Genomic DNA, 12,819 nt, shown 5'->3' with positions numbered 1-12,819 from the left:
CAAACGAATATCTGAGTAATTACAAATATTTTACTTCTCAAGAATGATCAAAAAAACCTCATTGCTTATATATATGTAAATATTAATAAGTGGATAACATTTGTTATTATTGTTTAATTAATATTGTAATTAATTGAATTTAATAATTATTATTTGTTATAATAAAAATTGAATTAATAATATTTTTATTAAGGAAGGGTATGGAGTTAGAAGATCTGCTGCTTGAATATGGGAGATCTAAACAATTAGGTAGACTTCAGCTTGATAGCTCAGGACTTTGCACGCTTTTAATGAATGGTCATTATCTTATCACATTTGAGAAATCTCTCGATCAGGAGGGGTTTTATCTCTATTCTAGCGTAGGTAGTCTTCCCTTAGAAAAAGAAGGGGAGGTAAGCTTAATGGCTTTAAAAGGCAATCTTTTCGGCAGAGAAACAGGACGAGCAAGCTTAGGGTATGTAGAACAAACGCGCTCTCTAGTTCTATTTGAATATTTTGATAAAAATGAGTTGAATTATCCTCAATTCATTCAAAGGTTTAATCAATTTGTGAAATATTTATTCTATTGGATAACTAAATTAAAAGCTTTTGCTTCACAAGATAGTGATAAAAAAGCAGTGGTAGAGCTTCGACCTACTTTCCATCATAGTAAAAAAATCTTTTATGCATAAGGATTAATCATGCAGCCTCCTCTTATACGTTCCCAGCAAGCTCTAAAGTCTTCTTCCCTGCCAACTACCGTCCCTTTGGCAGATGAGCCTCAAGTTTCTAGAACAGATAAGCATAATTCTGCCATTCCTTCTAGCTCTATTGAGAGAATAGAACCTTCTGACTTTACCCTAGTGATCAATCGAGTAGAGGTTTTAAATGAAGAGGAGCCTTTTAGGGCAGAACCCGAAGTAATAATAGCCCAAGTCGAACAGGAATTAGAGAATGTAGAAACCCTTTTATTGCTTGAATCAGAACCTATAACAACGTTTGCCGAGCAGGAAAACGTGTATGCTTTAGATAGTTTTATTAAGAAAACTGAGAAGCGAAAAAAGATTGAAGGGCATTTAGGAAATGCTTATAAAGCAACTCAATGGGCACCTGATAAGCTGCATAAATTAGCTCTTGAACCCTATGGCCATATAGCACCCGTTATAGGCATTCCTCCAAAATTAGGAGAAATAGTAGGAAACGTTATCTTGCCCGTGTCAATTATACGAACGGTTTTGCGGGGCGTGGAAATTATCGGGAAAGGCGCTGTTTTGATTGTGCAAGGCCTTCAGTATCAGCAGGCAAAAAAACTCTTAAAGCAGAAAGTGGAAGAATTTAAACATCATCCGCAAGATGAAAAACTTAAAGACTCCATTAGTATTCTCCGCAAGTTTATTAGTGCCCAAAAACGGGAATTAAAAAATAAAGTTATTAACTTTACTCTCTCAGCGAGTTTTATAGCCGCCAAAAGTACTAGCTTGGTTTTAAGTGCATTAAAGCTGGCGATTCCTGCTGGAAAAACAGCCTTAGGTTGGACCTTATCTTTCTTAGATATAACGATGAAAACGATTGGTGTATGGCAAGCTCAAAAAGCTAGAGCCACTCATGAGATTTGGATGCTTGAGCTTACCAAAGATCCTAGGACTTTTCAGCAAGCGCAAGATCTTTTAGCTAAACGTGAAGAGCGTCTAATTTTGCGTAAATTTCAGACTTTTTCTTTTGAAGAAATTAAAGATAATTTAGAAGAGAAGGGCATGGAGTGCGAAACGCAAGGGATTATAGATAAAGAAACTTTTGAAAAAAAAATTACCGAGCCTTCATTTAGAGCTTTCTTGCTCCAAAACTTTATAGAAGATATTGATCAAACCGAAGATACCATCAATGTCATGACGAGAAATAGTTTGCAAACGCTAGCAGAATTAAAAGTCAGAAGTGAAAAGAAGTTTTTTACTTTTAAGCTTATATCCTCAAATCTAGAACTTATACTTGCTTGTCTTTCCACCACTCTAGCGATTACCTTACAAGTTCTAGCCCTTACTGGCGTGATTGCTTTAGCTTCCTCAAGTATGGCTCTGCCTGGCTTAGGCTTTTTTGTTTTAGGAATAGCAATAATGGGTATAGGGCTTTATTTCTTTTATAGATATAAACCTCATCTTTTCAAATGTGTGATACAGGGAGTGGGGGTGCGTCTTGAAGTATTTCAGCTTCCTGCTAAAATCCGTTCTTGGCAATTAAATAAGCAAGAAGAACGCATACACACGCTAAAAATTACAAGTGCCAGATATGAGCAATTGGCAGGCTTATTGGAGCAGCAAAAGACATTGGAGGCTGCTGCTTATCCGATTGAGTTAAGGAAAACTCTTGAAAAATTACACAAAGAAACGAAAAAGAAAATCGATGAGCTAGAAAGCTATGGGGAGCAAACGCAACTGGAAAAAATGATGGAGGAATTGGATAGAAAGCATGAAAGGCAGCTTAAAATGCTAGAAAAAGAAAGCCAAAAACAAGAGCGATTAAAGCGGAAGGTGGAATCCTGGATAGGAAAAGAAGGAAAAATTACGCGATTGCAGAATCGTTTGAAGGAGGCTGGCAGTGCAGATTTTGCTACAGCCAATGGCTTAATTACCCAAGCTGAAAAGAAAGCGATGAATGTGCCTTTGATTATTATGGAGAAAATTTTAGAGCCTAATTCTTCTTTCGAGTTTGACGAAGAAACTCAAAAGATATTAAAAGAAAAAATGGGAATAGATTATCAAGCCCTTAAAAAGAGGTCAGATCAAGTGGATAAGAATGCTTTGATGGATAAGCTAAAAGACTTTTTTAAAATGGATGATACAGAACTGCTAGCGTTAATGAAGCAACAGCTTAATAATTTTAAGGCTAAAAAATACATTAACTATTTAAAAGAGCAAACACAATGACAGAAGAAAAATTTCTAAAACAATTCCAACAAGCTTTGATGGACGAAAAATTTGACTGCTCTTACATAGAAGCTACCGATCAAACTTTCTATCCACGTCTTCTCCTTTTTCTAGGAGTAGATGATAAAGAACGGGAAAAAATTTTAGAGGTAACTGCTATAAAACAAGAGTTGATGCAAGGGCTTGACTCTTCAGACAATCCCTTTTACCGCATTCAATTTCACGCTGTTTTTCCTTTCAACATTCACCCCCAAGCTTCTACTCAAGTGAGTAGCCTAATTTGTTATTTAAATCGTTTGATTGAACTTCCGGGATTTGAAATGGATGAGATAAATCTAACACTTAATTATCGTTATATCCTGCTCTACGGAGAAAGAGATTTCAATAAAAACCTTTACTTTTCTATCGTTGGTTTAATCATGCTCACGCTAGAGCTTTTTAACTCTACTTTAGAAAGAGTTGCTAGAGGAGAAACTACTTTTAATCAAATATTAGAAGAAATCATTAAGATTGCCCAGCAAGTTAAACCTTAAATCTTTTGTAGTAAGTCGTCGTAAAAAATAAGTTGGGGCTATCTCAGCTTTTTTATCCCCTAAAAAATGCAAGCGCGTACTCTATACCACCTCGTTAAGTAAATTTCTGATATTAATGTAGGTAAGGTTTATTAATTAAGGAGGGGATAATGGATCTAGATTAATTAAATTCCATTCGTGAACAACTTAATGAATGGCTCAACGTTTTTAAAGTCTACACCCAAGAACTTTTTCCGTAAGTGGTCACAGGGTAAGCCTAGCTTTAGATGGAATTTTGCGGGCCTCTGCAAAGTCAAAAATGCTTGTATATAGCTGTTTTTCCTATTTACTGCACTTTCAAATTTACATTATCTTCTGATTATCAAGAACTTAAGCGTTTCTGCTCCCCGTGACCGCTTACCTTTTTCCATCCTTAATTGTCCTCCTTACCCTATTTAGAAAAAGCTTATTTGTATTCTTAAAAATCAATACTTACAAAGTTGCTTTAAAGGGTATATCTTCAATCTTTTACTATAAATCTGAGTTTCAAGTTTTTAGTTGGTAATCAAGACACTTGTTTTTTGGCCAAAAAACTTCAAAGAAGGCTTTTTTTGCTAGTGACTATAAGCTGCTATTCCTACCAGCATATTGACTAGAAAATTTCCTACGCATCTTAAGACAAGTATGTTCAAGTTGAGAAATATTTTTTAATTGATCGTTTACTGTTTCGATTATAGATCTTTTTTTAGCAAAATTTTGTCTTAAAAAAGAGATCAATTTTTGTTTTTATATTCGATCGTATGCTTGTTAATGGCTCTAATCCACGATTAATAAGATTTTATCTTAATTGAGAGGAAAGGTAACTTTTGTCGCCAAATAGCTTTACCATCCGGCTTTTTGACAAGATATCGACCATAGAAACATCGGAAACATTACCGGAGTTAAGCTGAAAAGCTAAAACCTCTCTCTTATCATTGATAATCAAGTGAAGTTTAAAGCATTGAAAACCCTCCTGAGGTGTTTTTTCCTCTTTTAATCAATCTTTTGAAAACCTTATTATCGTTGAATGCAAATGCCATTTCTCCTGTTGAGGAAACCATTCCAATACATTGACTACGCACATAGCGACTTTCTATGTGACCATGATTTTTCTCGTGAGTTTCCTCCCGAGTCATTCCTTTTACCCCCTGGTAATTAACTGCTTTTGCTTGCCCAAAAAAGTTATATGCTTCGGCTTTAAAATAAATTTGATTGCCTTTATTTTCTACTATATAGCCAGCCTTTTTATTTAAAAACTCATCACTTATATCCATATGGGGTATAAAGAGTATCCATCAATACAATCGTTCCATTTACATTAATAGCCTCCCAGCAAGGCGGGTAATGCCTGGGTTTCATTAGCTTTTTTATGGTATCATACGAGGAGAGGATACAGCTACCTTTAATCCTATTAGATCAGTAAACCTGTCTGCTTTTATTTCTGCAAAATAAGCAACGTCAGCCACGGTATTGCATTCTGCTAGATATCCACAAAGCGTAATCATAAACAAATACACTATACGATTAATGCATCGCTTACTCATTCGAGAATCAGGAAAAATCTGCAAAGTTATTATCAGTAGTCTTTCTTTTTGACAACGTTAGCGCTTTCTTAAAAAAGGAGGTAATTCTAAATTTACAGGGATTTATCAAATATTTTTTACTCGTACCCTGGATATTTTGTTGTATTTTTTGTGATTTTTCCCCTATATTGCCTGAAAAACGGCTAATTTTAAAAAGCATACAATGAATACTTCCTCCTCTACCAGCATTGAACATCTACCTAACGAAATACTAGTCTCTATTTTAAAAGCTTGTGCTAGCCCTTCTTTATTTAGCGTTTGTGGAAGATGGCGATATTTGCTGGCTACAGAAGTCATGCCTTCTCTTTATAAACAAATAGGTAAAGTGCATATTCCTCAAGGAGATGTTAATAAGCAGGCTCTTATTTTAGATAGGGTTTATAAGCTAGAAGATAGGCTTTCTGAAACAGCAAAAGTCAATGCCATCTTTAAGCAAATCTTTACTCTAGCTAGCACTCTTTCTCCTTTAGGGTTAGAATTTAAATGGATAACTGAGGAAAAAAGATATTTTACTCTGGCTAATTACTCCTCTTATCTCTTAAATATTAATCGCCTCTTACTCTGGCAGAAACTGCCTGGAGGGAAGGAGAACTTAAACAAAGAAAATGTTAAGTCATTACCTTTAAAGCAAAAAGGAGAGCTTCTAAAGGCTTATATAGAAGAACTAAGCAAATGGATGAAAGAGCAAGATAAAAGTTTCACTCACCTAAAATTAAGTGAATCAGGCTTAACTTTTTTATCGCCAGAGATAGGGCAGCTGTCGCAGCTGCAAAAACTTTACTTAGAAAGAAACCAGCTGACGTGCCTTTCTGCAGAGATAGGGCAACTATCGCAGTTGAGAGAGCTTAACTTAAACTACAACCAACTAACTACCCTTCCTGCAGAGATAGGGCAGCTTTCTCAGCTGCAAAAACTTTACTTGCAACACGGCCAGCTTACCTCTCTTCCTGCAGAGATAGGACAGCTAAGTCAGCTGGGAACGCTTTACTTAGACAGCAATCAGCTTACCTCTCTTCCTGCAGAGATAGGGCAGTTATCTCAGCTACAATATCTTCTCTTAAGCAGCAACCAGCTTACCTCTCTTCCGGCCGGGATATGGCAGCTTTTTTTGTTGGATAATCTTTACTTAGGCAACAACCAACTTACCTCCCTTCCTGCAGAGATAGGGCAGCTATCCCAGCTGCGCTTCCTTCACTTAGAAAGAAACCAGCTAACCTTCCTTCCTGCAGAGATAGGGCAACTATCCCGACTAGTTGAACTTCACTTAAACAATAATCACTTAAACTCCCTTCCTCCAGAGATAGGACAGCTATTAAAACGGCTAACTCCTAAGTTAAATGGAAATCCGCTACAAAACATTCCAGATAAAATAAAGCAGCGCTTTCGTATTTAGCTAAAAAAGTTTGTTTCTTCATCTCCAATAGATTAAAGAAACGAATAGGTATGCTTAGAAGGCTTTAAGGATATCGAGAACCTTGGTCCATTATAGAGATATTAAAATCCGAAGGGGTGTCTTCTTGGCTAAAGGGGTAGGAGATTCTAACTGCTTTTTACATTTCTCTATTTTTCAAGTTCAAAGACTAAGGATCTAATTGCTGATATGTTCTTGTATGTTTTGTGTTTTTCCCCTTATATTGCCTAAAAAACGGCTAAATAAAAAGGACATACGATGAATCCTACCTCCTCTACCACCATTTTAAAAAGATGTATTTGTAAAATAGGCGATGGCATAAAGAGTAGTTCAAAAGCGTATTAGCAGGAAGGGCTACGTTAAGGCAATTCGCCTTATTTTAAGAGCTCTTTATAAGCATGGGGAAGGTAAGTAATGATATCAGAGGCTGTCATACAATAAGAGGTTTTCTCTTTAGCTGCTTGTTCACCTGCTACAGCATGCAACCAAGCTCCTAAGATTGCGGCTTGAGGAGGCGGTAAACCTTGCGCTAGCAAAGCTGCAATTATCCCTGTTAATACATCCCCACTCCCTGCAGTAGCCATTCCTGCATCACCTCTTGGACTAACATGTATAGGCAAGTTTGGCTGCAAAATAAAGGTAGGAGCTCCTTTAAGTACCAAGGTAACATTTTTATCATTAGTAAATGATTGAGCTAATTCTAGCAGTTTTCCTGAGGCGAGAGGCCCTTGCTCCGCTCTTAAGAGCCTTAACATCTCTCCATGATGAGGGGTTAATACTAGCCCTTTAGGTAAAGGTACTTGACTCTCAGATAGCAGAGTTAGCGCGTCTGCATCTAAGACACAAGGTTTTTTAATATGCTTGAGGATAGATTTAAGAAGGTAAGAGGCTTCTTCTGTTTTCCCCATACCAGGCCCTATATAAGAAGCGGACGCTTTATTTATAGGCTCAAGGATAGCCTCTAGATTTTGCAAACAATAGCTTTGCCGCACTAATTCCACAGGGGCAGCTGCAAGTGCCATTTCCATTTCTTTAGGATGAATTAAACGTACAATGCCTGCTCCTGCCGTTAAGGCTGCCCTTGCAGAGAGAAGGGCAGCCCCCGGCATGTGAGGAGAGCCTGCTAGGGCTGTCACATAACCACGTTCATATTTATGCCAACATCTTTTAATAGGAGGAAGTAGCGGCTGCACAATGTTTTTAGTCAGCATAATCATATCAGTAGGAGCCTGATCGAAAAATTCTTTAGGCATCCCAAAGTCAATAGGATGTAAGTTACCTACATAGTTCCAGCCATCGTTTATAAAGAAGCCTTTTTTAGGGGCGCCTAAAAAAAGAGTTTGAGTGGCTTGAATGGCTTCACCTTCCGCAATCCCAGTATCACCATTTAATCCTGAGGGAATATCGATGGCTAAGATAGGTAATTTAGAGGTATTGGCACGCCCTACTATACTAGCAAAAGGCTCTTGTAGGCTGCCTTTAAATCCTGTGCCAAAGAAGCCATCTAGGATAACTCCTTCTTCAGGAAAAGAAAAAGAGGGATCTTTTGTCTCTCCACCTGCTTGCTTAAAACGATGATAATTCTTGATACATAAAGGGGAACCTGCTTCTAAAGAAACAGCTTGCAAAGCACATACTTTACATCCTTTCTTTAAAAGATAACGCCCTGCTACGTAAGCATCTCCAGAATTATTACCTTTAGCACACAATAAGATAATATACTTAGCAAGCTGATGGATGTTAAGATACTCTTCTACCATTTGAGCAATGCTAGCGCCTGCCTGTTCCATAAAAAATTCCTCAGAAGCGTTATCTTGGTAGGCTTGCGCTTCTAAATTCCTCATCTGCTGTGCTGTAAAGACTTTCATGCTTGATCTCACTTAAGTTTTTGGTCACACATTATCATTAGAGAAAATTTTTAAAGATGTTCTTCCTTAATGGTTCTTTGCATTAGAGCTTTAACAGCTTCCTGAGGGGCAAGATTTTCGTAAATGATCTTATAAACAATCTCGGTGATAGGCATACTTACATTCAGCTGATGGCTAAGCTGTAAGGTGGAAACGCAGGTATAGGCTCCTTCTACAACCATTTCGATTTTAACAGCTGCTTCTTGGGGAGATAACCCTTGCGCTAAAAGGTATCCGAAACGAAAATTCCGACTCATCAAGGAGCCGCAGGTCAAGCATAAGTCACCCATTCCTGATAAGCCATTTAATGTTTCAGCTTTACAGCCTCTAGCAACAGCGAGCTTGCGAATTTCATGTAAGCCACGTGTCATTAATGCTGCTTTAGCACTATGACCTAATTCTAATCCTTCAGCCATACCGCAGGCAATAGCGATGATATTTTTTAAGGCTCCGCCATAGGCTACTCCGTGGATATCAGGATTAGGATAAACACGAAAAGTATGAGTGGTAAAAGTATCGGTAACAATGCGCATCACTTCAGGAGCATAAGCAGAGCCAACGACAGAGGTGGGCAGTTTTCGTATAACATCTTGAGCAAAACTAGGTCCACTTAAAAAAGCTACTTGCTGGCGAGTATTTCCTCCTAACACTTCTACGACAACATCAGGAAGAATAAGCCCTGTATTTTGCTCAATTCCTTTAGAGGTAATAACGATAGGGCATTTAGGAAGTCCTAGCGTTTTAACTTGTTCAAAGACAGGGCGAATGCCTGCTGAAGTGACAGCCTCAACAAGCATATCAACTCCTTGCAAAGCTTCTTTTATATCTGTTGTGAATTTCATGCTACCATTGAATGTATGGCCTGGCAAGTAAGGATGTTCACGCTTTTCTGTTAAATGTTTAACGAGCTCGGGTCGTGCGGTCCAAGAGATTAACTGATATCCTTTGGAAGCTAATAGTGATGCCAGGCTATATCCCCAGCTTCCGGCTCCTAGGAATCCTACTTTCATAATTTTTTACCTAAATTATATCTTTCATAAAAATTATCAATTTTTTCTTTTACTCTAGACTTATCGATTTGCAGATAAAAACCTACTTATCATCATCGCTAATCCCTACGCTAGCGAAAAATTTAAAAAAGCCTGTCTCTTCTAACTGAGACTGATTGTAAAAGCCGGCTGAAACCAGGCGTTTGAAGGGATGGGTAAAGTGGAATGAGGGCATCAAATATCCAAGCATCCGATATCTCCAAAGTAGCCTTCAGGGGGCAAAGCATGGTTTTTCCATTGGTCCACGTAAGAAGGAACGGGGTAGTAAAAATCTTGCGCTAGCTCAAAGGGAACCAAAGGAGCTTTTTTGCTAAAAAGCTCCTCATATAATTGTCGATCTCTAGCTTGCAAGGCATCCTGGACACTCGTAGGGCTGTCTTGACCACTCAAGTTTTTTAGAGGAGCAAAGCATCTTTCTCGTGGGCAAAGTAGCGCTTGAACTTTATCGGCAAGAGGAAAAATGTCAAAAATAAAATGCTCAAATTTCCATCCTTTTTGGGAAGAATCGATTAAGCTAGGTGTCTTTTTGTAAAGAGCATGGAGAGGCATCTTTATTTTTTTATCACAAATTTTTTCAATAAATGATAGGCTGATGCAAAATAAGCTGATATTAGCACAAGGGTGCTTAAGAGAGCCGCCGGATAGCCTTGCATAGCGTTCACTTTCAGGGAATTCAGTATATTCAATGACCTGAACTTTTTGATGCTGCTTGACGATAACCCCTACCTTTTCCTCCGGATCTGCTCGTAGCGTACACTTGATAGTAATATCATTCTGATTACGAATATGCATGCCAAATAGCTCAGCATCAAAAGGATCGGCTAAGGGATTATCAATCATAACAAAATTTAAATGCTCAATGCCCATTTTTTTCCATTTGGCTAAGAGACCTTCCTCCCAAAATTGATGCAGGCAGGCTCCATTGCCGTTGGGCCCTTCAGCTAACAATCCTTTTTTTTCTAAGAAAAGGTTGCCAGCCTCATCTAGAAAGGGGAGCATGGGCTGAGCAAAGAAATCCAGCTGTTCTTTTCTTAATTGAAAATAAGCATGGGTTTTAAAATAGGCTAAGGTCCTCTCATGATTAAGAGGAGATGTCATGATAGCTGCCTGGAGAGGATGAAGGGCTAGCTTACTTGCTGCTACAATCTTCTCAGAAAATAACTGAAAAAGGCTTTTATGGCGTATAAGGCTAATAGGATATAAACCTTTAGGTCCCTCTAGATGTAAGCGTGTCCCTTGCCCTCCAGCTACAATTAAGCAACCCAAGCGTCCTTGCTCGATCGCTTCTTTGCCAAGTAATGCATCTTCTAAAGAGCCCACTTTTTGATAATCTAGAAAAGGATCTACAGAAATGTCGCAAAGAAAGCGTGCGTTAATTACAGCTTGCTGCTCATGAAAAGCAGCGATATCTAAATTTTCAATCTGTTGTAATAAAAGGTTTTTTTCTGCTTCATTAAGTTCATGCCAATAGTTAAGGAGGTGAGGCTGTTGAATGCTATTGAGCTTGGCTATTGCCCTATCATAATTCATGCATATATTCCTTAAAAATAAAATTATTACTCATGATCGCTCTCTTTTATCATGTAGTCTCAAAAATTTGAAGGCATACAGGGAGCAAGCAGCTTGACGGATTATTATCTTTACACGGTTTAACCTTATGCGCGGATAAGAAAAATAGTTTATTCTTTGGCAACAGATTTTTCAAGAGCCATTTTTTTAGAAGGCAAATTAATTAAATTTTTTAAATTATTGCCAGAATCTTGAAAGTTTTTTTGCGTTTATGCCTAGCTTAAAGCCCAGTTTTAGAAATATTTCAAAAAAAGTAAGGGGGAAAAATTTTAAAAAATCATTATAGAGCCTTTAGGAAATAAGTTTATCTGATTATCTTCTAGCGATCTTTACCGCTTATCTTGCGCCTTTTTCTTCTTAAAAATCGTTTAAAGCCTTCTGTTTTCTTTCTTAAGAAAGCGCAAAACATCAAGAAAGCCTTGCTGAAGATTTAACAAATCCTCTTAAAAAATTTAAAAGTTAAGGGAGAAGGAGCTTTTTGGCAGCTTATTATTTTACGCCAAGCTAATTTCTCAAGCAAACTGCATGCTTGAAAATTAATCGATAAATTGTTAACAATCTTTTCTAGACTTATGCCCTAAGGAAAGGCTCAGGAATAGGTTAATAAAGGCTATTTTTTTATCAACAGCTATTTTCTTTTACCAATCTTTCAAGTTGTTCATAGACTTCTTCCACCTTGATCTTGGTCATGCAGCGAAAATCAATAGGGCATACACGCTTGTAGCAAGGAGAGCATTCGACATGTTTATGAATCACCAACCCTTGAGGATAAGGACCTGTTTTTATCTCATTAGTAGAGCCAAAGAGTGCTAGCAAACGTACACCCAAAGCAGCAGCTATGTGCATAGGTCCGCTATCATTGGTAAGAAAGATAGAGCAACATTTTAGCAGGGCTATCAACTCGCGAATAGATGTGCGTCCTGCTAGATTAATTGCACGGTTAGGCAAGTCTTGGCATATTTGGTTGACCACCGAAACTCCGTTACTATCGCCAAAATAAATAACAAAAACATTCGGGTTTTCTAATAACTTTTTCGTTAATTTATTAAAGCGCTCAGGCGGCCAGCATTTAGCCGAGCCATAAGCTGCTCCAGGATTGATGCCTACCAAAATATTTTTTTGAAGGTCAATCCCGCAACGATGGAGAAAATGATGAGCCTCTTGGAGTTCTTGAGTACTTACGTAAAGTTGGGGAGGCGTAGAGGAAACGGGAATGGCTAAAGGGCCGAGTAACGTTTTATACGTAATAACTTGATGCTGGAATTCCTTGTTTTTCGGAAAAGGTATAGCTTTGTTTAGCAAAAGACTTCTAAACCCATCAGCAAAGCCGAGGCGATTTTGAACTTTTCCTTTTAAAAACCACCAAGCTGAGGAGAAAGAATTTGTTAAAAGAAGACCTAAATCATATTGGCCTTTTTGCAAAAAATCGATAACCTCATAATGATGAAACTTGTTTAACCAGCTCTTAGGACGTTTAAATGCGTAAATGGAGTTAATATCAGGGTGATTTTGAAGTACACTATCGATAGGTGTTTGGCATATAACTGTAATTTTAGCCTCTTTCCATTGCCTTCTTAAATCGGTTAATAGGGGAGTGGCCATGACAGCGTCACCTATCCAATTGGGCATTCTTACGATAATATTCTTTGGAGGCTTAGAGGGCCAGGGGAAATAAGGGGTTTTCATGCTTTTTAACCTTAGTTGGTTAGGCATCTCTTGAGTTATAAAGCGAAACTTAAGTATAAAAGGAATATACTATAGAGCAAAAATAGGTGTCTGTCCAAATATTTCTTAATAGGTAAGTTTTGAGCAACCGTCACATTTACTCAGATGAAGAGCCCCAGCGGCT

General features: G+C 37.8%; 9 protein-coding genes and 1 pseudogene. 4 read left to right on the top strand and 6 right to left on the bottom strand.

Features of this window, described 5'->3' with window-relative positions:
* Positions 1–200 precede the first annotated feature (200 nt).
* Genes TY21_RS07555 through TY21_RS07545 form a run of 3 tightly spaced genes read left to right on the top strand, consistent with a single transcriptional unit; the run spans position 201 to position 3,433 of the window.
* A complete protein-coding gene (locus TY21_RS07555) occupies positions 201–671 on the top strand; it encodes a type III secretion system chaperone (protein ID WP_052354622.1) in 471 nt (156 codons plus the stop codon).
* A 9-nt stretch (positions 672–680) separates the two neighbouring features.
* Positions 681–2,900, top strand: coding sequence for a hypothetical protein (locus TY21_RS07550; RefSeq protein WP_042243275.1), 2,220 nt, complete (start codon positions 681–683; stop codon positions 2,898–2,900).
* The gene (locus TY21_RS07545; RefSeq protein ID WP_042243272.1) at positions 2,897–3,433 is read left to right on the top strand and encodes a hypothetical protein; all 537 of its coding nucleotides are present in this window, start codon (positions 2,897–2,899) and stop codon (positions 3,431–3,433) included. Before TY21_RS07550 ends, TY21_RS07545 begins: the two co-directional genes overlap by 4 nt.
* A gap of 593 nt (positions 3,434–4,026) precedes the next feature.
* On the opposite strand, the pseudogene TY21_RS11510 reads toward TY21_RS07545, so the two are convergent.
* Positions 4,027–4,470: pseudogene (locus tag TY21_RS11510) on the bottom strand (transposase); the annotation flags it as partial.
* Between the two features lie 727 nt (positions 4,471–5,197).
* On the opposite strand from TY21_RS11510, the gene TY21_RS07525 reads away from it, so the two are divergent.
* On the top strand, positions 5,198–6,427 hold the full coding sequence (locus TY21_RS07525) for a leucine-rich repeat domain-containing protein (RefSeq protein ID WP_052354621.1): 1,230 nt from the start codon (positions 5,198–5,200) through the stop codon (positions 6,425–6,427).
* 392 nt (positions 6,428–6,819) lie between these two features.
* Here the strand turns inward: TY21_RS07525 and TY21_RS07520 are convergent, their stop codons facing one another.
* The 5 genes from TY21_RS07520 to waaF form a co-directional block, all read right to left on the bottom strand.
* Positions 6,820–8,313: a bifunctional ADP-dependent NAD(P)H-hydrate dehydratase/NAD(P)H-hydrate epimerase gene (locus TY21_RS07520; RefSeq protein WP_042243263.1), complete on the bottom strand. Its 1,494-nt coding sequence runs from the start codon at positions 8,311–8,313 to the stop codon at positions 6,820–6,822.
* Between the two features lie 50 nt (positions 8,314–8,363).
* Positions 8,364–9,362, bottom strand: coding sequence for an NAD(P)H-dependent glycerol-3-phosphate dehydrogenase (locus TY21_RS07515; RefSeq protein ID WP_042243260.1), 999 nt, complete (start codon positions 9,360–9,362; stop codon positions 8,364–8,366).
* Positions 9,363–9,444: 82 nt separating this feature from the next.
* Positions 9,445–9,591: a hypothetical protein gene (locus tag TY21_RS11060; RefSeq protein ID WP_158623047.1), complete on the bottom strand. Its 147-nt coding sequence runs from the start codon at positions 9,589–9,591 to the stop codon at positions 9,445–9,447.
* A complete protein-coding gene (locus TY21_RS07510; protein WP_042243257.1) occupies positions 9,576–10,931 on the bottom strand; it encodes a UTP--glucose-1-phosphate uridylyltransferase in 1,356 nt (451 codons plus the stop codon). The genes TY21_RS11060 and TY21_RS07510 overlap by 16 nt, the downstream gene beginning before the upstream one ends.
* A 660-nt stretch (positions 10,932–11,591) precedes the next feature.
* Complete coding sequence (gene waaF / locus TY21_RS07505; RefSeq protein ID WP_042243254.1) at positions 11,592–12,656, bottom strand: lipopolysaccharide heptosyltransferase II; 1,065 nt, start codon at positions 12,654–12,656, stop codon at positions 11,592–11,594.
* Positions 12,657–12,819 lie beyond the last annotated feature (163 nt).

Origin of the sequence: Neochlamydia sp. S13 (genome assembly GCF_000648235.2) — a bacterium.
Taxonomy (GTDB): domain Bacteria; phylum Chlamydiota; class Chlamydiia; order Chlamydiales; family Parachlamydiaceae; genus Neochlamydia.
Note: the sequence above shows the minus strand (reverse complement) of the source record. Positions and strands in the feature narration are given on the sequence as shown.